The sequence below is a fragment of the Paenibacillus cremeus genome, from assembly GCF_007786445.1.
GTDB lineage: Bacteria > Bacillota > Bacilli > Paenibacillales > NBRC-103111 > Paenibacillus_G > Paenibacillus_G cremeus.
Genome location: NZ_VNJI01000044.1, coordinates 1 through 21,658 on the forward strand (window position 1 = coordinate 1; position 21,658 = coordinate 21,658).

23 protein-coding genes are annotated in these 21,658 nt (G+C 43.7%); 13 read left to right on the forward strand and 10 right to left on the reverse strand.

Annotated features, from left to right (window positions below):
* The 6 genes from FPZ49_RS25815 to FPZ49_RS25835 all read left to right on the forward strand — a co-directional run.
* On the forward strand, positions 1 to 609 hold a 609-nt coding region (locus FPZ49_RS25815), incomplete at its 5' end, for a group II intron maturase-specific domain-containing protein (protein ID WP_261381615.1).
* A gap of 217 nt (positions 610 to 826) precedes the next feature.
* Entirely contained in the window at positions 827 to 1,762 is a 936-nt protein-coding gene (locus FPZ49_RS25820) for an ABC transporter ATP-binding protein (RefSeq protein ID WP_144852609.1), read from the forward strand.
* Positions 1,740 to 2,687, forward strand: a complete 948-nt coding sequence (locus FPZ49_RS25825) for an ABC transporter permease (protein ID WP_144852611.1) — start codon at positions 1,740 to 1,742, stop codon at positions 2,685 to 2,687. Before FPZ49_RS25820 ends, FPZ49_RS25825 begins: the two co-directional genes overlap by 23 nt.
* Positions 2,688 to 2,711: 24 nt before the next feature.
* Complete coding sequence (locus tag FPZ49_RS36050) at positions 2,712 to 2,876, forward strand: hypothetical protein (protein WP_186446101.1); 165 nt, start codon at positions 2,712 to 2,714, stop codon at positions 2,874 to 2,876.
* Between the two features lie 230 nt (positions 2,877 to 3,106).
* A complete protein-coding gene (locus FPZ49_RS25830) occupies positions 3,107 to 3,826 on the forward strand; it encodes a response regulator transcription factor (RefSeq protein WP_144852613.1) in 720 nt (239 codons plus the stop codon).
* Positions 3,816 to 5,189: a sensor histidine kinase gene (locus FPZ49_RS25835; RefSeq protein WP_144852615.1), complete on the forward strand. Its 1,374-nt coding sequence runs from the start codon at positions 3,816 to 3,818 to the stop codon at positions 5,187 to 5,189. Before FPZ49_RS25830 ends, FPZ49_RS25835 begins: the two co-directional genes overlap by 11 nt.
* A 22-nt stretch (positions 5,190 to 5,211) precedes the next feature.
* On the opposite strand, the gene FPZ49_RS25840 is transcribed toward FPZ49_RS25835, so the two are convergent.
* The 6 genes from FPZ49_RS25840 to FPZ49_RS25865 form a co-directional block, all read right to left on the reverse strand.
* Entirely contained in the window at positions 5,212 to 5,976 is a 765-nt protein-coding gene (locus FPZ49_RS25840; protein ID WP_144852616.1) for a YheC/YheD family protein, read from the reverse strand.
* On the reverse strand, positions 5,918 to 7,114 hold the full coding sequence (locus tag FPZ49_RS25845; protein ID WP_186446103.1) for a glycosyltransferase family 4 protein: 1,197 nt from the start codon (positions 7,112 to 7,114) through the stop codon (positions 5,918 to 5,920). Before FPZ49_RS25845 ends, FPZ49_RS25840 begins: the two co-directional genes overlap by 59 nt.
* Positions 7,115 to 7,417: 303 nt before the next feature.
* On the reverse strand, positions 7,418 to 8,209 hold the full coding sequence (locus FPZ49_RS25850) for a COG4705 family protein (protein ID WP_144852620.1): 792 nt from the start codon (positions 8,207 to 8,209) through the stop codon (positions 7,418 to 7,420).
* Between the two features lie 99 nt (positions 8,210 to 8,308).
* Positions 8,309 to 9,106 carry a polysaccharide deacetylase family protein gene (locus FPZ49_RS25855; protein WP_144852622.1) on the reverse strand — a complete coding sequence of 266 codons (798 nt, stop codon included), beginning with the start codon at positions 9,104 to 9,106 and terminating at the stop codon, positions 8,309 to 8,311.
* Between the two features lie 23 nt (positions 9,107 to 9,129).
* On the reverse strand, positions 9,130 to 10,326 hold the full coding sequence (locus FPZ49_RS25860) for an MGDG synthase family glycosyltransferase (RefSeq protein ID WP_144852623.1): 1,197 nt from the start codon (positions 10,324 to 10,326) through the stop codon (positions 9,130 to 9,132).
* Between the two features lie 2 nt (positions 10,327 to 10,328).
* A complete protein-coding gene (locus FPZ49_RS25865) occupies positions 10,329 to 11,024 on the reverse strand; it encodes a phosphatase PAP2 family protein (protein WP_144852625.1) in 696 nt (231 codons plus the stop codon).
* 228 nt (positions 11,025 to 11,252) lie between these two features.
* Here FPZ49_RS25865 and FPZ49_RS25870 point away from each other — a divergent pair, with 228 nt between their 5' ends.
* The 5 genes from FPZ49_RS25870 (at position 11,253) to FPZ49_RS25890 (ending at position 15,502) form a co-directional block, all read left to right on the forward strand.
* A complete protein-coding gene (locus FPZ49_RS25870) occupies positions 11,253 to 12,515 on the forward strand; it encodes a DUF4097 family beta strand repeat-containing protein (RefSeq protein ID WP_144852627.1) in 1,263 nt (420 codons plus the stop codon).
* Entirely contained in the window at positions 12,515 to 13,213 is a 699-nt protein-coding gene (liaF, locus tag FPZ49_RS25875; RefSeq protein ID WP_261381627.1) for a cell wall-active antibiotics response protein LiaF, read from the forward strand. The genes FPZ49_RS25870 and liaF overlap by 1 nt, the downstream gene beginning before the upstream one ends.
* Positions 13,210 to 14,289, forward strand: a complete 1,080-nt coding sequence (locus FPZ49_RS25880; protein WP_144852631.1) for a sensor histidine kinase — start codon at positions 13,210 to 13,212, stop codon at positions 14,287 to 14,289. The genes liaF and FPZ49_RS25880 overlap by 4 nt, the downstream gene beginning before the upstream one ends.
* Entirely contained in the window at positions 14,286 to 14,918 is a 633-nt protein-coding gene (locus FPZ49_RS25885; RefSeq protein WP_144852633.1) for a response regulator, read from the forward strand. The genes FPZ49_RS25880 and FPZ49_RS25885 overlap by 4 nt, the downstream gene beginning before the upstream one ends.
* 131 nt (positions 14,919 to 15,049) lie before the next feature.
* Positions 15,050 to 15,502 (forward strand): chromate resistance protein ChrB domain-containing protein, encoded by a 453-nt coding sequence (locus FPZ49_RS25890; RefSeq protein ID WP_144852635.1) that lies wholly within the window; start codon positions 15,050 to 15,052, stop codon positions 15,500 to 15,502.
* A 20-nt stretch (positions 15,503 to 15,522) separates the two neighbouring features.
* Here FPZ49_RS25890 and FPZ49_RS25895 read toward each other — a convergent pair whose 3' ends face one another.
* The 3 genes from FPZ49_RS25895 to FPZ49_RS25905 form a co-directional block, all read right to left on the reverse strand.
* The gene (locus tag FPZ49_RS25895; RefSeq protein WP_144852638.1) at positions 15,523 to 16,017 is read right to left on the reverse strand and encodes a Chromate resistance protein ChrB; all 495 of its coding nucleotides are present in this window, start codon (positions 16,015 to 16,017) and stop codon (positions 15,523 to 15,525) included.
* Positions 16,018 to 16,306: 289 nt separating this feature from the next.
* A complete protein-coding gene (locus FPZ49_RS25900; RefSeq protein WP_186446104.1) occupies positions 16,307 to 17,083 on the reverse strand; it encodes a COG4280 domain-containing protein in 777 nt (258 codons plus the stop codon).
* Between the two features lie 242 nt (positions 17,084 to 17,325).
* The gene (locus FPZ49_RS25905) at positions 17,326 to 18,042 is read right to left on the reverse strand and encodes a glycosyltransferase (protein WP_186446105.1); all 717 of its coding nucleotides are present in this window, start codon (positions 18,040 to 18,042) and stop codon (positions 17,326 to 17,328) included.
* Positions 18,043 to 18,639: 597 nt separating this feature from the next.
* On the opposite strand from FPZ49_RS25905, the gene FPZ49_RS25910 reads away from it, so the two are divergent.
* A complete protein-coding gene (locus FPZ49_RS25910) occupies positions 18,640 to 19,665 on the forward strand; it encodes a HoxN/HupN/NixA family nickel/cobalt transporter (protein WP_144852643.1) in 1,026 nt (341 codons plus the stop codon).
* A 60-nt stretch (positions 19,666 to 19,725) separates the two neighbouring features.
* Here the strand turns inward: FPZ49_RS25910 and FPZ49_RS25915 are convergent, their stop codons facing one another.
* Positions 19,726 to 20,769: an IS1595 family transposase gene (locus FPZ49_RS25915; protein WP_144852645.1), complete on the reverse strand. Its 1,044-nt coding sequence runs from the start codon at positions 20,767 to 20,769 to the stop codon at positions 19,726 to 19,728.
* 298 nt (positions 20,770 to 21,067) lie between these two features.
* Here FPZ49_RS25915 and FPZ49_RS25920 point away from each other — a divergent pair, with 298 nt between their 5' ends.
* Entirely contained in the window at positions 21,068 to 21,655 is a 588-nt protein-coding gene (locus FPZ49_RS25920; RefSeq protein ID WP_144852647.1) for a DedA family protein, read from the forward strand.
* Positions 21,656 to 21,658 lie beyond the last annotated feature (3 nt).

A 21,658-nucleotide genomic window follows, 5' to 3' on the forward strand; every position in this document is an offset into this window, starting at 1 on the left:
GATCAGTTCCATGAAACGGTAATCGGGTCACCGCAGGGCGGAGTGATATCTCCACTGCTTGCAAACATTTATTTGAATCATTTCGATTGGAGTATGAAGGAATTGGGCTTCGCCGTAGTACGGTATGCAGATGACGCAGTCATCCTTTGTAAAACGAAGGAAGCAGCAGGAGCAGCCTATGAAGCGGCGAAGAGCATTCTGGAAGAGGAACTCCATCTAAGAATGCATCCGGAGAAAACGAAGATCGTGCACTTCGATGAAGGATTCCGCTTTTTAGGGTTCGACTTTTGGAAGGGATATCTTTTACTTCCCGAAACGAAAGTGAAGAAGTACAAGGATAAAATTCGTAAGATCACCAGAAGACAACAAGGGAATAACCTTGACGAGATGATAAAGCAATTAAATGAAGTGGTGCGAGGATTTGGCAACTATTTCGGGATAGGAAACGTAAAGAAAAAGTTTCTGGCATTAGACAAATGGACACGGATGAGGGTTCGCGCCTTTATACGGAAAAAGAAGTCGACGGTTTCAAATTCACTGCTTCCAAACAAGTTGTTAGAGGAAGTGGGAATGGTATTTCTAACAAATTTACTCACCACACGTTTCTAATTCAGGAATGAAATTTGCAGCCTGGCGACGGGTGAAGACGACTCGCTCCTGAAGATGGGGAACTGACAAAGGAAAGCCGTGTGCGGGAAATCCGCATGCACGGTTTGACGGGGAGTCCGAGGGAGTAATCCCTCGTCTTACCCTACTTTCTTCTCATTAAAATTTCATTTGGCTACTTTATAATGAGGACAGCATTTGAGCGTAGGAGGGGACGTAGATGGCTGAGCCAATTCTTAAGATATCTAATTTATCGAAAAAAATCGGAAATAAGCGCATTGTCGACCAACTGAATTTCGAAGTTCCCCGTGGAGAAATTTTCGGGTTTCTCGGACCCAATGGTGCGGGAAAAACGACAACGATTCGCATGATGGTGGGCTTGATGAGCATTACCGAAGGTGACATTTTAATTGATGGAGTAAGCATTTCGCAAGAATTCAGCAAGGCGATTGTCAAAGTAGGAGCCATTGTCGAAAACCCAGAGATGTATAAGTATTTGAGCGGGTATCATAATTTGCTCCATTTTGCTCGGATGGTTCCCGGAGTAACGAAGGAACGAATCCAAGAGGTCGTTCGATTGGTCGGTTTGGAAAAGCAAATCCACGATAAGGTTAGAACTTTCTCGCTTGGGATGAGACAGCGCTTAGGCGTGGCGCAAGCTTTACTGCATAAGCCGTCCGTCTTGATTCTAGATGAGCCTACAAATGGTCTTGATCCGGCAGGCATTCGAGAATTACGCGATTATTTATATAATTTGACGCGAAATGAAGGAATATCCGTCGTCGTCTCCAGCCACCTACTGTCGGAAATGGAACTGATGTGCGATCGAGTAGCCATTCTTCAGCAAGGCAAGCTAGTAGCCATTAAAACTGTTAAAGATTTAATGGGTGAGGGGACGTTGGGTTCCGTCGTATTTGATGTCGATCAGCCGGAAAAGGCTTATCAAATTCTTGCGAATTATCCATCCGCTCAGACGAGAAAAGCAGAAAACGGGATCGAATGCCGGCTGGAGAAAGAAGAGATTGCCGATGCCAATGAATTGTTGATTCGCGGCGGAGTCAGAGTGTACGGAATTAAGCGTATCACCGCTACATTGGAAGATGAGTTCCTGAAAATGACTGGAGGTGAACGGCTTGTTCAACCTGCTGCTAAATGAAAATATGAAGATTTACCGGCGTACTCGGACATGGATGATTATCGTTGGGCTTGTGTTAACCGTCATCGGATTTCTCATTGCCCAGCAATATAGTGTTAAGCCTTTTCAAACAGCGAATGCGGATTGGAAGGTCAACATGCAAAAGCAGGTACAAAATGATCAGCAGCTGCTCGCCAATATGGATCGGGGGGCTGACTGGAAAGCTCATGTAACAAGCCGTATTCTGGTCAATCAGTATCACATTGATCATAATATTCCGCCTACGGAAGACACCCTGTGGGGAAATATATTGCAAGCAGCTGATCTGATGGTCGTGGTGACGGTCTTAACCGTGATTATTTCCGGCGAAAGTGTGGCTGGTGAATATACGGATGGTACGATCAAGCTGCTATTGATTCGCCCGGTATCGCGTACCAAAATATTATTTTCCAAATACATTGCATCTATCATGTTTTCAGTCCTATTGTTCAGCGTGCTTTTTGTCAGTGCGTTCATCGTTTCGGGTGTGATCCACGGTTTTCATGATCTCGGCGTATCCTATGTATTTGCTTCGAACGACGGCATAGTACATGAAACCAATATCGTTCAGCATGCAATTAGCACTTACTTGTATCAAGCGGTGCAAATGGTCATGGTTGTTACACTGTCGTTTATGATCTCTGTTTTGTCCCGGAGCAGTGCTTTCGCCATCGCGCTTTCGATTGGTACGATGTTTGCGGGAACTAGTATCGTTGGATTTTTGTCGCAATTTCAATGGGCCAAATTTTATTTGTTCGAAAACACGGATTTAACCCAGTTTCTAACCGGCTCTCCCAATATTCCAGGAATGACCATGTTGTTTTCGATCACGATGATCGCAGTATACTTCATATTATTTCATGTGCTGGCATGGGCCGTATTTAAGAAACGAGATATTACAGCCTAAAGCAATAAACATGGAGGGATGAGTATGTCAAACGCTAATGAAGGAGATATCGAGCAATTTTTGGCTCAGGTACATCAAATACAAAGCAAAGTGAAGCATTTGATTGAAAAGTCCGATTTATCGCAGGAAGAGAAGCAATTTATATTGGAAAATATTATTATCATCCCTGTCCAGAAGGAGTACGGGTGACAAGGAAGCAGGATAACAGAATTTCTAACTGATTTCTCATTTTCGGCGTGCGATTTATAGTGCATTCTTCCTTTAAATTTCATATCTTATAGTGATAACAATCTCATAATCCCTTATGTCCCTCTTATGAAATAAGGGGGCTTTTTTTACTATGGATGAACATTAACATAGGAATTTACATTTTCTGTACACATAAGATGGGATATGAGGAAGGATGGAGGACCGGAAGAATGAGTGCTCAGATTCTAATTATCGAAGATGAAGAGAAAATTTCCAGATTACTCGAAATGGAACTTAATTTTGAAGGCTATGTAACGGGTAAAGCGGTTTCAGGCATAGAAGGCTTAGAGAAGGCGTTGATCGGAGGCTGGACTGTGATCCTCCTAGATATCATGCTCCCCAAGCTTAGCGGCATTGAAGTGCTTCGGCGTCTTCGTCAAGCGCAAGTGAGTACCCCCATCATTTTGCTTACGGCCCGAGATACGACTTCTGACATCGTACATGGATTAGATTTAGGCGCTAACGATTATGTGAAAAAACCTTTTAAAATGGAGGAACTTCTGGCACGTATCCGAACCTGCATCCGGAACCAACAGCTGATTACATCGCTGCGTTCTCCCAAAGAAGGCGAGAGCGATGTCATTGAGTTCGATGATTTGTCAATTTATCGCTTGAATAGAACGGTAATGCGTCAAAATGTCCGAATCGACTTAACTCCTAAGGAATTCGATTTGCTCCTTTATCTCGTCAGACATCGAAATCAAGTCCAAACTCGGGAGCAGCTTATTAACCATGTTTGGGGTTACGAGTTCGTAGGTGATACCAACATTGTGGATGTGTATATCCGTTATTTACGGAAGAAAATCGATTACCCCTTTAAAGGACAGCTCATTCAAACTTGCCGCGGCGTAGGTTATTGTATCAAAGAGGGGGAGACGCGTGAGGATTAAAACGAAAATCACCCTATTGACCACATCCTGGCTTATTGGGATACTGCTCGCTATGAACGTTGGAGTTTATTTTGCTTTTCTTAATATGACGACGGATAGCGAGCGGGATTGGCTATGCAGTAGGGTTGATCTTCTCATGAAGAAAGCTTCGATTGCCGAGTTCTTTGATCCAGGCAACAATGATTTGCTTCAAAGCTATTTGCCGGATCACGGGATGATTCGAGTATTGGACGCCTCCGGAGTTCCGGTCAAAACTTTTTATAGTCACGATGAACTGAAATCCGTACCAATCATGCCGGTCATGAAAAGACAGTCCTCCTTAGTATCGGGACCCGTGCTACCTCTGTTAATATTTCGAAATCCGATAACGGAGAATGACCGTGTTATTGGCACATTGGAGTTCGGTGAAGAGCTTGACGCGCTGGATGAGAACATCAGCATACTTATCCTTATTCAAATTTGTTCTTCCCTTGGTGCAATTGTGCTATGTTTTCTAGGCGGTTCGATTGTGGCAAAATGGATTCTAAAGCCTATTACGAAATTAGCTCTTACTATGGAAAGCATTGAGCGGAGTTTAGTATTCCAGAAAATTCACGTGGTAAATAAAGGGCATGACGAGATCAAAGCGCTTGCAGTTACATTCAATCGAATGATTGACCGCATTGAGGAGAGCTTTGCCAAGCAGCGCCAGTTTGTGTCCGATGCATCGCATGAATTGAAGACGCCCTTAACCATTATCGAAGGGTATGCGAGCTTGCTTCTCAGGTGGGGGCTGGAGGATGAAAAGAGCGGACGGGAGGCTGCGGAGTCCATTTATTCCGAAGCGCTAAGAATGAGGCAAATGACAATGCAACTGCTTCAACTGGCCGCATCGGAACAAATTGCTCCTATTACAGAAACCGTTGATATGGTCCAGCTTTGCGCTGAAACGATAACTCGCCTACGACATATGGTTCAAAGGGACATTCAGCTAGTAACGAAAGTAAGCCAGCTCATTGTGGAAGCCGATCCGCTGCAGATGAAGCAGATGCTTATCCTTCTTCTGGACAATGCGATTAAGTATAGTTCAGATTTAATACACGTCGAGCTTCTAGCCCAATCTGTAAATGCTGAGGAGACCATAGGTCTGGAAATTCGGGTAAAAGACCACGGAATCGGGATACCTAAGGAAGAATTGGCTCAAGTATTTGAACGCTTTTATCGTGTTGATCCATCCCGAGACCGGAAAACCGGAGGTACCGGGTTAGGCTTGTCCATAGCACGAAATATCGTGAATATGAACAGCGGGACGATTCGTATTAAATCCGAAGTCAATGTCGGCACTGAAGTGATTGTGTTTTTTCCTTTTCGAATTAAGCAATAGACGATGGCATAGCCACCATCGTCTATTGCTTTTTGCGAAATCTTCCGTTCGCTCGTGAATATCGGATCACGGTTTGAAACATACGCTTATTCTTTAATTGTTTAAATATGAAAGGATCGGGGGCCGTATTGACTTCAAAAACCCACGGGTGTAAATCCGAGTTAAACCCCAGATCGACACCAATTTCCCTGAACCCTGGGTGACTTTTTTGCAGATGCTCTGCAATACGTAGTCCTAATTTGCTAATTAGTGAGATAAATTCTTTAGTGGTAGCCTGGGATAGGTAAGGGCTTAGCAACGTTTCTAATGCAAGTGGTTTCCCTTGGCTATGATAGTTCGTCACAATCTTTTTTGGGGAGGCGAGTCTGCCAATATAACCGGTCACCTTCCATGGGAGACTTTTAGTCCGCTGAACCATCACCCGTACATCAAACGGCCGGGACTTGTATTTTAGCATTCGAATCCCTTTCTGAACTAAATAGTGTTTTTTCAGTTTGTTTTGGAGAATTGACTGATACATCTCGTCATACGTGGCAAAAGAAAGCTCTTTCAACCCATGCTGATAGAGATATATAACTCCTTCCTCGTTTGTCGTCTTTTTCACACACATCACACCAATACCAAAGGAACCATGAACAGGCTTAATGTACACCATGTTGTATTTATTAAGCATAGATAACAGATTTTTTCTGGAAAATCGTCGAGTTTCAGGAACAAAATGACTGAGGTCACGGTTTTTCAGTAGTAATTTCGTCTTGATCCACTTGCTCCCTAACGTTGTTTGCATTTGATATAACTCCTTTATCTTCTTTCTTTGAGCTATAAATTTTTATTAGCTTATTTGCGGTGTTCTTCCAGCTGAAGCGGGCAAGCACGTCTTCTCTGGCTTGCTTTGCCAATCTCTTAGCGATCTTTGAATTGTGGGCAACACGTATGATTTGCTTGGCAAATTGTTTCGGGTTACTAAAATCATCTACTAAGAGGCCATTTTGATCGTGTTTGATGATCTCCGCAATGCCTCCATTTTTTGACGCAATACATGGCAAGCCGGATGCCATAGCCTCCACATTTACAAGTCCGAAGGCTTCAAGACCTTGAGAAGGACACACAAAGCAATCGCCTGACCAGTAGAAACGGGGCATTTCGCTCCGTGAAACATAGCCCTTGAAAGAAACTGGGATGTTTAAAGTCTGGCCCAGCCTCTGTAAATAAGCTTTATAAGCACGCTTTCCTGTACCGCCAGCAACCAGAAGCTTAACGGAAGGGACAGATTTTTGAACAGTTTTTACCGCCTTCATTAGAACAGGGATACCTTTTCGAGGTATGAGTCGTCCTGCAAAAAGAATAGCAAATCTTCCGCTGACCTTATGCTTTCGCCTAGCGTGTATGCGTACTTGTAAAGTAGGGGGGCGGTATTCCTTCAGATTCACACCCAGGTGAACATAATGAACTTTATTCCGAAGATTTGGAAAACGCTTAAGAATGGTTTTTTTCAGTGAACTGCTGTTTCCAATGATTAAATCGGCATAACCTAGATCATTAGCTGCTTGTTTTAACGAGGTCATGGGAGGCGAAATAAAGGTGACGGAGTGCAAAAAGACAGCGATTGGAGTTGTTGGAAAGACCTTTCTGACGCGTTTTACAAATCGGGGTCTATTGTCAATTTGAATCATATCATAATGGCGGTGTGCAACTTTCTTGAGTGCATTCCTCAAATACGAGTCCCGGGTACTTCCTTGAACCCGAATAATGGTAACATTTCCCAATGAACTTTTGTAGGGTAAATTCGCACGCCGTTTACTTAGGATTGTCACTTTATGTTCGCTAGAGATGTTCTTGGCTATCGAATAAATGCTGTGCTCAACGGAACCACCCACGGAAGGGGGGACCGAAAGTTGCTCGGGAGCAATGATTAAAAGTCTCATCGTGCACCTCCATTTTGTGAAGAGCATTCATTTGACAATATATTCTTTCGCGGCAGCAATTAATGGGTATTAGCCCAAAACATCTCCATTCTAATGTAATTCTCATTAAAACGAATCTATTTGCCTTCATGAAGGGGATTTCGTAATTTCGGGAGGATAATCCATTATGACGGTCTGTTTTGCTATCCAATTTGTATTTTCCGACACTCGGGATTCTGTTCATACGAGAAATAGACACAGCTCTTGTTAATACCAAGAACTGTGTCCACTTACATTTCAGAAAACGGGATATTGCTGTGGCATTTAAGATGTTAAACTCGCTTCATTTAAGATTAACTTCTCTTGATTTATGTCTTTTTTAGTGAATCCAACATAGGCCACTAGAACAATAATAAAGATCGTTAACACCATACTAACTGTCCCCTGGTTATACCCAAGACCTCCATGTTTAGAAGGTGAACACATCCAATCCGTAAAGGAAGCGCCAGCCGGTCTTGTCATGATATAGGCAAACCAAAACGTTAAAATTTTATTTAAATTAAAAATGCGATTTAGCACAGCAGGTACAATTAATAGGATTGTGAAGATAATACCTGAATTCAAAAACCCTAAATGAAGTTTTTGTGCAAACATATCCCCAGCAGCTGTACCAAGCGCAAAGGTCGCAAATACCATAGCCCAATAAAAGCCTTCCCGGCGAGATGTATTTATACTATCGACCGACAATGTTTTCTCTTTCTTATACCAAACAATAAAAATAACTGCTAAAAGAGCAGCATAAAACACCGTTGATACAATTGGAGATCTTCCTAATGCGAAACTCATAATATCAGCAATCATGGTACCAAATATACTAATCATGGTTACTAGAAGCCAGTAGATCCAAGACACATACTTTTTCGCTTTCATTTGAAGAAGAAATGATCCAATAAGTAACACTGCTGTAACTGCACCTGCGACCACACCAAATTGATGATCTAAGTAATCAGAAAATATTTCGCCCATTCCCGTTGTTAAAACCTTTATAATCCAAAAATAAATAGTTACTTCTGGAACTTTTTTTGCCAAAACTGCTAATTTTGAATCTGTTCCCATACAGCATCCTCCTTTGTAAATGCAACTAGATCTGAAGCGAGTTTGATATGAACAATATAAATAATCTACATTAAAGATTAATGAGATTTTTAAATGTTTTTAGTTGAGCAGAGGCGATTTGTGTTCGTTTCGGCTATCAGGGAATGCTGAAACCTCGTGATCGTCGTGTACCACGTGTACTTCACTTAAAGTCAATGTCATTTCGTCCAGACGGACATAATGGAGCTTGGAATTCTTGAGCTCGTTTAACACGCTTTCCAAGGCGAGCAGCATGTATTTCGGCGCGTCAGGATCTGCGCCCCATGTGTTGCCACAATCGTGAAGCAGCACAACAGAGCCAGCGGAAGCGGAAGTAATTTGCCGTAGTAGCGTATCCTTTAGATTGTTCTCAGCGCTATTGCGCCTCCAATCGAAGCCCATGACAGACCAGAGTGCGAACTTGTAATGTTTGGCTAGCAGCAAATCAGCTAAAGAAAGAATCCCCCACGGTGGTCGGTAATAGTGAGGCCGCTCACCGGTGATAGCCTCGATCGCGTTCGCAGACCGTTCTAACTCTCGTCGGACAACCCATGGCGGCGTTAAGATGTTCATTTTATGGGTGTAATTATGAATACCGATAAGATGCCCATCTTGCTGCATGCGGAGGATTAATTCCGGGTGCTGTTCGGCTTTTTCACCAAGAACGAAAAAGGTAGCTTTGACCCTGTGCTTGGACATCAAATCGAGCAAGAGTGGAGTGTAAACCGGGTCCGGCCCATCGTCAAAGGTGAAGCTGACTTCTTGTGGATCCGCACCTTTGCAGATGGCGCCAACGCCGATTAAACGCGTAAGAACTAAGGGAAGAATCACATACAATAAAACAAAAGTGATAATAATGTAAGTAGAGAGATCTAGCATGACTACTTCATCCTTTCCAGTTATTACGCCTTCGCCGCGATGATAAACGAGTTCTCACCATTTCTCGAGGAAACATAGCGATTGTCCATTGTCATAATTGCGTCTAATGCGGTGGCGGCGCCGTGTTTTCGGCTAATCCGCTGCGCTGCCATCCTCATGCCATTTAACAAAGAGTCGTTCGATAACACATTCAGTAAGAAATCTGTTAACTCCCTTTCGTCGGATGCCTCCAGAGCTGCACCCGCACCCACAAGGTAAGCGGCATTGGCTTGTTCTTGGCCAGGCAGTGGTTTAAAAAGCAGCATTGGCAGTTCAAGGGAAAGTGCCTCGGTAACGGTGAGCCCTCCCGGTTTGGTCACGATCAAGTCGGATAAAGCCATAAGCTCATGAATTTCGTTAATGTACCCCATGATCCGGAAGTTGTGCAGAGCACCAATCGTTTCACCGAGGTACAATACTTCTTCCTCCATTAACATCTGCAGTTTCTTGTTACGGCCGCAAACGATAACGAATTGTGTATTTCTTGGCAAACCGCCGCTTATCAGCTTATTCAACAGATCCTTGCCGATTAATCCGAAGCCACCCCCCATGATAAGAACGACAGGTTGATTCGGAGATAAACCATATTTTACTCGTAGCTGATCTCGGTCATATTCTTTAGAGAATGGTTCACGGATGGGAATGCCAGTCAATTTGATTTGAGTATCCCGCACTCCGTACTGCAATAGCGCTTCCTTTACATGCTCGGCCCCTACCAGATAGCAGTCAGTGAAAGGATGGATCCAGTAGCTGTGATCGGTATAGTCCGTGATGACTGTGGCTGTCGCAACTTCTGTGAAACCGGCTGAACGTAGGAAAGACATCGCCGCCGCGGCTCCCGGAAACGTACTGACGACCTTCGTTGGTTGAATACTTTGCAGGAGTTCCAGCATCCGATACGTACGGAATGAGCGAATGCGCTTGAACAAGGCAGACCATTTGTTGTCGCTTCTCGTTTTGCGGTATAAGTATCCGTACACGGACGGCAAGTTCTTGACCCACTGCAAGTAGCAGAACTGACCGACCGAATGAAGGTACGGATGGGTCCATTCCATAAAATCGACTGCGACGATTTCCGCTTCCGGATGATGCAATTTCGCAGCTTCCATAATAGCTTTCGCAGCCTGAATGTGGCCGTCGCCCAGTGATCCGGTTAACAGCAATATTTTGTCACGTTTCATCTTTAAGCACCTCGTTTCAATGGTTGGACAGACTGTGGCAATTCCACTTCCAGTTTCAAAATGTCCGCGGCAGGAGTGCTTCGAAGAAAGTATTGCCGAACGCGCTTCAAAGTAAAGATAACCACTTCGGCAACAGCGATGGCGCCTGCAATATCAAGTAAAACATGTTGTTTAATGAATTGAGTAGAAGCAATGATGAGCAAGGATATGACTGTCACGGAAACACGGATCGACCTTGAGGCGGATGTAGCCCGAAGGTATGCCTTCATCATCAAGTAAGATGTCAGAACGTGTGTGCTGGGGAAACAGTTAAGAGGTTCGTCGAAGCTGTAAGCCATACGAACGATATTTGTCAGAAAGCTGCTTCCCACAAGCTCGGGCCTCGGTACATACGTTTGATAAAGGAAGTACACGGTATAGCAGGCGAGAAGTCCAAGGATGAACTGCAGGAGCGTCTCGTAATAAATCTCCCGCTGCTTCACGGCCAAATAAATGAAAGCAAACGGCAGAAATACGTACCATCCCATATAAGGGAGAATAAAAATTTTTAAAAATGGTATCGCCCGGTCCAGATCGGTAACAAGGCTGTTGGTAGGTCCGCCTGAATGATTTAAATAAACGTAGATCGCTCCAAGGAGCGGGATAATCAATAATGAAGTTAAAGCCAGTATAAGCTGCGTGGTCCTTTTTACGTTCATTAGGATTTCCTCCTGCGCAATTCATTATATCTGTAATGGTAAAATACAAGAGCATTTCATAAAACGTACCCGGGTAGTAACTTCATATAAGACTGTTTTGTAAAATAACTAAGACCACGGTCTTAGTACAAATCAAACCATAGCTCGTAGGGAATTTGCAGCCGTTCCAATATACTGAATGTATTAAAATGAACGAGTGTCGAATTCGTGAAAGAGGGAGACCGGGCTATGAGCCGTATTGTTGGAATAATCGCTATGCTGTTCGGCTTCATCTTGCTCGTCTTGTCTATGCCAGATCATTGGCCGACTTGGGGGGTGAAGGTAGAACGGGCTCCGATCCATAGCGTACAAGAGGTCCAGATTGACACTTCAGATGTCGATGTCCATATTGTTGAGGAAGATAGAGAGGATCTGGCTGTTACGTTAGAAGGAAATACTGAAGTGAAGCTGACTCCTCAAGGAACGGGTTTGGGCATCTTGATTACCCGCAAACCACTTTCCTTGTTCCCATGTGATGCTGTGGCGGTGATCCACCTACCGCAAACCTACGGCCGCAATATTTCGATAGCGGCCAATCACGGTGAGGTTACACTGGCTGGATTATCGGAGCAGCACAAACTTGGACTCAAACGTTTAAATGTCAGGGTTGACCATGGGGAGTTAGCGTTAACCGATGTGACGTTAGAAGACCTTCAATTTGCTATGGATAAAGGAAGGCTGCTTATCAGACAATCCTCATTGGGGAATAGCACGATGAAAATCCAATCTGGGAAAGTCGATTTAAACAAAGTAAACGGAAGACTCTACACTGAGCTCTCGACAGGAGTCTTCGAAGCGGATTCGGTGACGTCAGATAATGCGGAATTGACGGTTGGTAAGGGAGACATCAGCCTATCTCAATTTACAGGGGATTGGAACGCGTCCTTATCAGCTGGACATATGATCGTTAAAGGCGGTTCAGGCGGGAAAGGCGTTGTAACGATTGACAAAGGAGATTTCAATCTTGCCAGTTTTAAGGGGAAATTAGAAACAACCATAAACAAGGGCAATATGAATATTTCCGATTTCAGTGGAGACTTTAAGTCTTCTATTATTAATGGAAATTTTAATGCGCAGCGGATGATGGCAGGTGAGGGTGTGATTGATGCAGGAAACGGAAAAATCAATATCTCCGATTATACCGGAGGGCTTCAGGCAGACCTTCAAAAGGGGCAAATCAATATCGGGCTCAAAGAGGCTGTGAAAGCCATAGAGGTGAAAGCGGCTTCCGGAGATATTACTTTTGGGCTGCCACCAAATGGCGATTTTACAATCGATGCTTCAGCGGTCAAAGGAATGGTGGATAACGGCTCCAGGTTGTCGAATACGGGGGGAGCCGGGAATAATAAGACGTTACACGCCATTAGCGGCCAAGGCGTCGTACCTATTAGGTTAAATTCGAATGATGGAGATATTCATATTCACTCGAAAGGAGGCTCTGACAGTCGGTGATGAGACTTGTATGGAATCCTTGGACCCAGTTCATCCTTATTTTTACTGCTGCTTATGCCGTCGTTTTCCTGAGCCATGGGGGTGGCGAACTACTGGATCCTCTCTTTTGGGGTGGCGTCGGATATCTGCTATGCAGAACCGTTTGGTCTTGGATCGGGTTACCTGCATTTATGCTGGCAGGTTATCATACGGCCGTGTTTATGCAAATGAGCATCCTAGGTACTGTAGTAGGGACGGCACTCGTGTTTTCTGGATTATTGCTTGTATTAAAAAGGAGACCTGCTGCTGTAGTACTGTTATGGAAGAAGCTGGTACTTAGGGGAAGGTCCTTGTCTGGAGAAGATGGAGGCTTCGCAGCATTGTTTTCGGTTTTTAAACGTGAGTTAATGCATAAGTTAAACGGACTGAAGCTCTCGCATAAATTCGGTGATTTACATCTTGATCTATCCAAAATGCTGATATCTGAAGGGGAGCAGCAAGTTGTTATTGGGAAATGGGTAGGCAGCATAAGTATTTACGTCCCGTACGATCTTGAGGTTTCGATTACCTGTACGACGAATGTTGGCACAATTGATTTGTTCGGCGCACGGAAAAAATTGCGCGGCCAATTTCTAACGCCCGGTTACGCCGATACGGAGAGAAAGGTCATGCTGATCGTAGCTACCGGGATCGGGGATGTGACCGTGAGACGGCTATGAATCATCGACCAATTGCAAGTATCCGCTGGAAGCTTGCGGCATTATGCAGTATCGTAACCTTACTTGTTTTTGTGCTGTCCACCGGTACGTTCCTATTTGTATTTGACCTGTCACTGAGAGTGATATTCCTCGTTGAATGGCTTAATTTCCCTGTTCTATTGTGGATTGGCGTCATTGTAAACCTTATAGGGACTTCTGCCGGGTATATCATCGGACGAAATATGAAGGAGCGACTGGAAGAACTAGACGATGCGGTATATAAGTATGGAAGAGGACATTTTGGACATAGGCTACAAATCGAGGTCAGCAGCAAATTAGATGAGATCGGGCTGACTGCTCTACATTTGAACGAAATGGCCGAACAAATTGAGCGGCAGGTCGCCTCGCTTCAGAAGCTGTCTACGAAAAATGTGGAGCTTCTGGAGCAGTCCAATCGGACCGTCGTGCTGGAAGAGCGGCAGCGGATTGCCCGCGAGCTGCACGATGCGGTTAGCCAGCAACTTTTCGCTATCGCGATGATGACAGCGGCAATTTTGGAAAGCGATGAGCTGGGGGAAGGAAAGTTGCGAAAACGAATCGCAGCTGTGGAGAAGTTGGCAGAGACGGCGCAAAACGAAATGAGAGCTCTTCTGATGCAGCTGAGGCCACCGACGCTGGCTGATAAAAGCTTGAAAGAAGCCATTGAGCAGTTCCTTCATGAATGTGTCGAAAAGCAGCATCAGCTTAAGTTGCACTGGGAATTGGAGCAATTGCCGGAGTTGTCGAAGGGGATTGAAGATCACCTGTTCCGGATGGTACAGGAGGGAATGTCGAACATTCTGCGTCATTCAGAGGCAACCTCGGCGTCCGTGAGGCTTCGAGTAGTGGACGGACGTATGCTCCATTTGAGAGTTTCGGATAACGGGATTGGATTCGAGGTAAGCGTAATCAAAAACTCATCTTTCGGGCTAAAGACGTTACAAGAGCGTGCGAACGAAATTGGAGGGGTGGTTGATATCATTTCAGCACCGGGAAAAGGAACCCAAGTTGATGTAAAAGTACCTATTGTGATTAAAGGGGAGATAGAGGAGTCATGATACGAGTGTTATTGATCGACGATCACGAGATGGTACGAATGGGTTTAGCCGCTTATTTGGATACTCAAAAGGATATCGATGTAGTAGGGGAGGCGGCAAATGGAGCTGAGGGAGTGCGAGCGGCCACGGAATTGAACCCGGATGTGATTCTGATGGATCTAGTCATGGAAGTAATGAACGGAATTGAGGCTACAAAGGAAATTGTGCGGAACCGACCGGCTGCGAAAATTATTGTCCTTACGAGCTTTATCGACGACGATAAAGTGTATCCTGTGCTGGAAGCGGGGGCTTTGAGCTATCTTCTCAAGACGACGAAGGCCAAAGAGATCGCGGATGCAATTCGCGCGGCCGCCAAGGGAGAACCAGTGCTTGAAGCCAAAGTGACTGGGAAAGTACTGTCCCGGATGAGAAGCACTGCCGATGAGCGGCGTCCACACGAGGAGCTTACGGCAAGGGAATTGGAAGTATTGCAACTCATCGCCGAAGGTCGGACCAATACAGAGATCGCTGATGAGTTAAGCATCGCCATAAAAACAGTTAAAACGCATATTACGAATATTCTGGCCAAGTTGGAAGTTGACGACAGGACACAGGCAGCTGTGTATGCGCATCGTAATGGGCTTGTTTAGCGTAGTAGTATGGCCGTTGCGTTTTAGAGCGCTTAACTGAAGAGGTTCTACCAACCAAATTTCGAATAGCTGTCTTGTTCATCGTAGTATATAATGAAGAAAGTTATAAAGCTGTCAGGAGTTGGGATAGAGTGAAATGGGTCACGAGAGAACATGCGAATGTAGAGCGGGTGGCTTGTCCATGGCTCATATTAAAATTTATTGACCCGGAGGCGACCTTCGAGTTTGTCCCGAACGATACAAATCCGGCGTTGATTACGGATGGGACTCCGTTTGATATGAAGGGTGTTGAACTCGGTCATCACTATGGACGGTGCAGCTTTGAATCGATACTGATTAAATATACGCTGAACGAAAATCCAGCCTTAGCCATGATGGGCTCAATTATTCATGGGGCGGATATCCCGATCGATATCGATATAACTCCGGAATCCGCAGGGCTGCGGGCCATCGCCTTCGGATTCTATTACCTTGGGATTAGTGATCATGAAAAAATTAAACTGCAGCTTCCCATGTATGATGCGTTATATGCCTGGTGCGAACGTAAGACCGGCGAGAGGAAGTCGTCTAAGTCGTCTACATAAGTAATACACGTTTACTATCATTAAAAGCTGAGGAGCTGTCTTCGTAATTGATCCAGTTGCAGGCGCACATTTCGGCCCATGTCTGATTCGAAATAATCCCTGGATTCAATGCTTTGGAATTGCCTCATCAACTTCTGGAATTCTTCACGAATTTTCTGCATCTGCTCGTCATCGAATTCCCAGCTTTCCTCTTCTTCTAGTAAGCCCTTCAGCTTGCGAATGCCAGGGAGAAGTTCGGTATATTCCTCTGTACGGACAGTATTAAATTGCTCTACCATTACTTGATCTTTATCAGTTGTAAAAGTGGTTGAGAGTAGGGTATATTCCTGACCGCCAAACTCCTGGACCTTCTCGCCAAGCGCACCAATAAACAAATGTACGTCGTCCGCATCGGGCAGCAGGCAGACGCCGTCCTGTAAATAAATTGCGCCAAATCGTTTGAGCTCACGCCACAAATAGGTTCGATATTTGGTTGGCTTCGGAGGCACTTTATAAATAAATACGATCCATTTCATTTGCGTGTTTCTCCTTCATATCCACGTACATTTTGATATTACTTATTATAATACCACACAACAAAAACAGCGGCACCTTCACCGATCATGAACGGTAAGGGTGCCGCTGCTGCTTGCTTAGTGGCTTATCCTGTTCTTTTTGCGAAACTCCATTGCTAGACTTAGAATTAAAGTTCCAACTGTAAGTATAGTCAGCAGCCATGAGGCAAATATAGGCTCAAAGCCGCTTTGCAGCATTATTCCGGTAATTGTTATCGATGCAATTAGCCCGATTGCCAACCACCAATCATCAATGATGAGCCCCAATACGGTCTTGAGCACTGCCTTCACGGAGATTCACCTTCCGATTCTGTAGATTTCGCAATATCCCAACGCAAACAAATGATAGAACAAACAAGATGGCTATTAGTACGAGAATGGAAATGTCTTCATGCCACCATTCCACTCCTAAACCTTCACCGACCCAGAAAACGCCGAAGCCGCTAAGCATCAAGCCGACTACAAATTTCATCGTATTTTCCGGAATCATGGCAAGCGGTTTCCGGAGCATAACACCTGCAATTACTACAATGACTAAACCGAGCACGCTGCCAAGGATAGAGGATACCAATGAATCTGCAGCTAGACCTAGCGTAAGCACGATGAAAATAGCCTCGATGCCTTCTAGCAGCACTATATTAAACGTAGTCATAAACCCAAACCAATTCATTTTCTTGCCTTCCGTCCCATCATCACGTTGCCGCGCCAATTCCTCCTCAAAAGCCTCATTTTCTAAATGCAAAGCTTTCAACCCGGAATAACGAAGGATCGCTTTACGAAGCCAGCGCATGCCGAACAAGGTCATTAGAATACCGATCACGAGCTGAAATGTACCCAAGTGGACGAGACTCATCAGCGGCACACCAAACAAAGCCACCAAAGCAACTAAACAAACAATGGCGAGCGCCATACCGGAGAGAGAGCTCTTCCAACCCTTTACTACACCAACAGCGAGTACGATCGTTAAGGCTTCAACGAATTCTACGGCCGTACCAAGAAAGCTGGCTAAAATCAAATAAAAGTTCAATTTCGATCCCCCTAGCAATGTAATAGTAGTTACATTGTAACCGTTGTTACATTTATGATAGTGGAGAAGGTGGAATTTGTAAATATATTTTTTTCAGTTAGTCTTGGAATGATGGCTTAGGTGGACAGTTAAGTAACCTTCTACATTGCTTTAATCCCTCAAGTCACCGCGTTAATTCCATGTGACTGTAGGGTCTTTTTACTGTCAATCATAATGAAAATACCTTTGTGCATGAAATCGTATCATCTAGTCACAAGCTTCTTAAAGAAGCGGGTGCGTCTGACAAGCCTACTATGCTTTAGCCAGTAACGATCACGGACTTTCATTGAATGACTTTTTCGATTTTTTCTTCGGATGTAAACATAATTAAATCTATCTGTAGAATTGATTTTATAGCCCATAGCTCTACATGTTTTTAAGAAGCGTGCATCTTCTCCTAATGATACATTTGCAAATTTCACACGAGGGTAAACATTTCTTTTAAACATAATGGTTCCCCCGGCTACAAATCCGGCAAGCCGATCTCTTCGGTTTGGATAACGAATATACAAACAATTTCTTGATTCCAGATATACGAAAACAGAACTTTTCCATACTACATCCAAATTTTTTCCCTTTAAAATTCGCATCGATCTTCTTAAGTAATTCGGGGCATAGAAATCATCATCATCAAACTTCGCTATAAATTTGTATCTAGCCTTGCTAATGCCATAATTCAAACAGTTACCTAGCGAAGTTTTTTCAGGTAATCGACAAATGGTTACATTGCTTAAATATTTAGCTTTTTTTCGGTAAGGAGCCAGGCTGATATGATCTCGATTCACTATAATAATTAACTCTTTGCGGCGCTCAAGTTGGTTTAAAAAATTTTTAAATAGATTATTTAAAAACCTAGATTTATTCGTACATGTTATGACAGAGACACCATTCTTAAACTTTTGTTTATTGTGTTTTCTCAAGGGTATCAACCTTCTTTCATTGAGAAAAAGCTGATACCATACTATGGAATGCTTATAAAAAAATTGCTGATTATTACCTGCCGTGAAACTGAAAATTTTCTCATGAATTTTCTGGAGGAAGATTGGGATTATGTGCTGAATGTGAACTTGAGGAAAGTATGGCTGCTCAACCGGCAAACCGGAATGTACAGTGCTGAGGCAAAAGGGTATCATCAACGTGATATGATTCTCACCTAAATCTAATATTGTTTGGTCAAAGCATATGGGCTGCTGCCTAAGCAGGAACTTATTGAAACCATATCATGATATTGTCAAACTCATGATCCCTCTCCCTCGTCAAAGATAATGGGGGAGAGCATTTTTTATTTTATTGGCTATGTTAATCCTTAATGTTGATATTCAGCCAAAAATAAACCGCCCTGTAATGTGAAGGGTGGTTTATTATGCTATCGTACCCGTCGGAAAGACCATTATTTTCACCTTAGAGTTTATTAATAATTTCATCCTACGACAAAAAATGTGTTACAAAATCCCCAATACGTGTTACTATATATCTGGAAATATTATCTGCTTAATCAATGAGAGAGGAAGACAGCTGTGGGACAAAAATTGAAAAGTTATTATCGTTGGAAAGGATATGCGGTAGTCGTTGTCTTATTACATATTGTTGGTATTGCATTTTTACTATTATCTGTTGGTAATCATCCAGCTCTCATGGGATTAGGGTTTATCGCTTATACCTTGGGCTTACGGCATGCTTTCGACGCTGACCATATTGCAGCCATTGACAATACCGTTCGCAAACTCGTTCAACAGGATAAAAATCCAGTTGGGGTAGGGTTCTTCTTTTCTTTAGGACATTCATCCGTTGTATGTTGTATGGCTATTGTAACTGCATTTGCTGCGAAATGGGCAGAAACCAATATGCCCGAACTACAGGAGATTGGGGGAATTATTGGAGCTTCGGTTTCTGGTGTTTTCTTAGTTCTAATTGGGGTTTTAAACCTATTTATCCTCAAGAACATTTATCAAGTATTTTTAAAGATGCGTCAAAAATCATTTAACGAAAACAAACTTGAAGAATTGCTTCATTCCCGTGGGTTAATGTCACGTTTGCTAAATCCACTCTTCAAATTTGTCGCCAAAAGCTGGCATGTATACCCCATTGGATTTCTTTTTGGATTAGGATTTGATACTGCTAGTGAGGTTGCATTAATGGCTATCTCTGCTGGTGCAGCAAATAGTTCTATTCCTTTAATGGGGATCCTAGCGCTGCCTATTCTGTTCGCTGCAGGCATGAGTTTATTAGACACTGCCGATGGTATATTCATGACTACAGCCTACCGCTGGGCATTCCGTACACCTATTCGGAAAGTTTATTATAATCTAACGATTACAGCTTTATCCGTTGTGGCTGCCTTGGTTATTGGTATCATTGAACTGTTGCAGGTACTTACGCCTAAGATCGGCTTAACGGGGGTTTTCTGGGAGTGGATTGAAGATTTAGACTTCGGTAGTCTTGGTTATATTTTGGTTGCAGTATTTGTCTTGTCATGGGCTATCTCATTTGGAATTTGGAAATTCATGAAAATTGAAGAACGATGGGTACGAAATGAAACATAATAATAGTTATAAGCGCTGTATTTGTTAACTCCGTTGCGCAATCCTGCCCGATCGTATAGCTCAACAGTAAGCCATCCGTCGCAATCTGGCGTTCGTATCATTCACAGAAAACAGGCACGAAGACACCAACATGTTCTTCTTATTCGACGTTGTGTTCTCATAGTCCTTGCTGTCGAGGTAGCGGAACCATGCCAAATAATGATCCAAATACTTGGTTGCAACTCCATTGAAGCGATCCATCCATTTTTTCAGACGGCTATGGTAACTGTTGACGTTCTGGATATGGTAAACGCCTTTGACGCGTAGTTTTCCATCAGATTTGAATCGGTAATGCGCCAATCCTCTTTGGTTAGCATATGAACTGAACGCACGCCAGGAATCCGTACAAAGCACGTTGGAGTTCAACAGGTGAGAGCCGATTGCTTCATCCAGCTTCGTTGTACGGATGCGCCCGCGCCCAAGAACGCCCGAGAAGGTCATTTTCTGACGGTCACGAGCGACCAGCACACAAACTTGGTCGTTGCTGATACCACGGTGCTTAGCTTTACCGCCGCGTTTACGAGGCTTGCGTTCGGTAATATTTCGCCTGCCCTTTTCCGAATACAGGAAATAGGTCTCGTCCATTTCGACAATACCTTGGAATGCTTCGGTTGGAATCTGTTTCAGGGCAGCGAGAATCTTATGTCGCCAGTAAAACAGGGTCACAAACGAGACCTCTTCGTACATCAGTTCGGCGCATTTGCGTAGCGAAAAACCCTCAATCATGAGTTCGATAAATCGAACCCACAGATGAGGTCGCCGTGTCCGTTGGAGAGGGCTGTTCGTAAGGTCATTGAATGTTTGAAAGCATATTTTGCAACGATAACGCTGGCGCTTAACCGCGCCCGATCGTGTTTTAATGACGTACTTTCCGAAGCGCACGACGGCTCTGTTATGGCAATGCGGGCAGACCAGTCCCTCTCTATGCTTTTGCTCTTGGATTTCATCAATTACTCGTATGGGTGCCGCACCACCGTTGGTTTCTGACTGCAAAAAGAGAATAAGCTGTTGCTTATCCTTATTGTCCAATCCCTTAGCAAGTTTAATCAGTTCCTTCAAATCCATAAGGTAATCATCTCCGAGCTATATGATTACCCTAATTATAGAACAAATGTTCGAAAACTTCAAATAGCAACATTAAGATTTAACATAGCCATTTTATTAATAGCGATAGACGTTTCGTGGCAAAAACGAGGAATGTGAGTGTTGTTGATTGAGAAAAGTCAAGTATACGAACTATCATTAAAGAAGATTTTAAGTGACAGAACCATCTTTTTTCTATCGTTTTTCTCATCATTTATTCATTTAGCGCATGTTTAGTGGTAGCGTGTGAACAAGGAATAAATGAAAAGGATGTTGACGGATGGTACAACAATTGTTGCAGTCGATTGTGTCACTTGGTTATTTCGGCGTTATTTTAGGTTTAGCAATTGAAGTCATTCCTAGCGAGATTGTTCTTGCTTATACCGGGTTTATGGTCTTTGAGGGTCATCTCGGCTTCTGGGGGGCCGTCGCGGCTGGGACGATAGGTGGACTTGTGGCACAGGGTATCGTATACGTAATTGGCCGCTATGGCGGAAGACCGTTTTTTATGAAATATGGAAAGTTTATCTTTATTAAACAGACCCACATTCACCAAGCCGATCGATGGTTTGATCGCTATGGCTCTTCTGTTGTATTTTTTGCGCGTTTTATTCCGATTGTGCGCCATGCGATCTCCATTCCAGCTGGCATCACGAAGATGAACATATGGAAATTCAGCATTTACACGCTAGCTGCAACCTTACCTTGGTCTATCATATTTATTAAAATTGGCACGCAATTGGGAGCGAATTGGGATCATGTAAAAAATCAATCGCATACCCAACTGTTCGTGGCAGTAGGCTTTTCTGGTTTACTGATTGTATTTATGCTCCATAAGCTCATTGCTAACAAAAAGAATAGAGCATAAATC

Bases quoted from the DNA above. Each gene is read 5' to 3' on its own strand.
- FPZ49_RS25820 (WP_144852609.1), top strand. From the start codon at position 827: ATGGCTGAGCCAATTCTTAAGATATCTAATTTATCGAAAAAAATCGGA.
- FPZ49_RS36050 (WP_186446101.1), top strand. From the start codon at position 2,712: ATGTCAAACGCTAATGAAGGAGATATCGAGCAATTTTTGGCTCAGGTA.
- FPZ49_RS25830 (WP_144852613.1), top strand. From the start codon at position 3,107: ATGAGTGCTCAGATTCTAATTATCGAAGATGAAGAGAAAATTTCCAGA.
- FPZ49_RS25840 (WP_144852616.1), bottom strand. From the start codon at position 5,976: ATGCAAACAACGTTAGGGAGCAAGTGGATCAAGACGAAATTACTACTG.
- FPZ49_RS25845 (WP_186446103.1), bottom strand. From the start codon at position 7,114: ATGAGACTTTTAATCATTGCTCCCGAGCAACTTTCGGTCCCCCCTTCC.
- FPZ49_RS25850 (WP_144852620.1), bottom strand. From the start codon at position 8,209: ATGGGAACAGATTCAAAATTAGCAGTTTTGGCAAAAAAAGTTCCAGAA.
- FPZ49_RS25855 (WP_144852622.1), bottom strand. From the start codon at position 9,106: ATGCTAGATCTCTCTACTTACATTATTATCACTTTTGTTTTATTGTAT.
- FPZ49_RS25860 (WP_144852623.1), bottom strand. From the start codon at position 10,326: ATGAAACGTGACAAAATATTGCTGTTAACCGGATCACTGGGCGACGGC.
- FPZ49_RS25865 (WP_144852625.1), bottom strand. From the start codon at position 11,024: ATGAACGTAAAAAGGACCACGCAGCTTATACTGGCTTTAACTTCATTA.
- FPZ49_RS25870 (WP_144852627.1), top strand. From the start codon at position 11,253: ATGAGCCGTATTGTTGGAATAATCGCTATGCTGTTCGGCTTCATCTTG.
- liaF (WP_261381627.1), top strand. From the start codon at position 12,515: ATGAGACTTGTATGGAATCCTTGGACCCAGTTCATCCTTATTTTTACT.
- FPZ49_RS25880 (WP_144852631.1), top strand. From the start codon at position 13,210: ATGAATCATCGACCAATTGCAAGTATCCGCTGGAAGCTTGCGGCATTA.
- FPZ49_RS25885 (WP_144852633.1), top strand. From the start codon at position 14,286: ATGATACGAGTGTTATTGATCGACGATCACGAGATGGTACGAATGGGT.
- FPZ49_RS25895 (WP_144852638.1), bottom strand. From the start codon at position 16,017: ATGAAATGGATCGTATTTATTTATAAAGTGCCTCCGAAGCCAACCAAA.
- FPZ49_RS25915 (WP_144852645.1), bottom strand. From the start codon at position 20,769: ATGGATTTGAAGGAACTGATTAAACTTGCTAAGGGATTGGACAATAAG.
- FPZ49_RS25920 (WP_144852647.1), top strand. From the start codon at position 21,068: ATGGTACAACAATTGTTGCAGTCGATTGTGTCACTTGGTTATTTCGGC.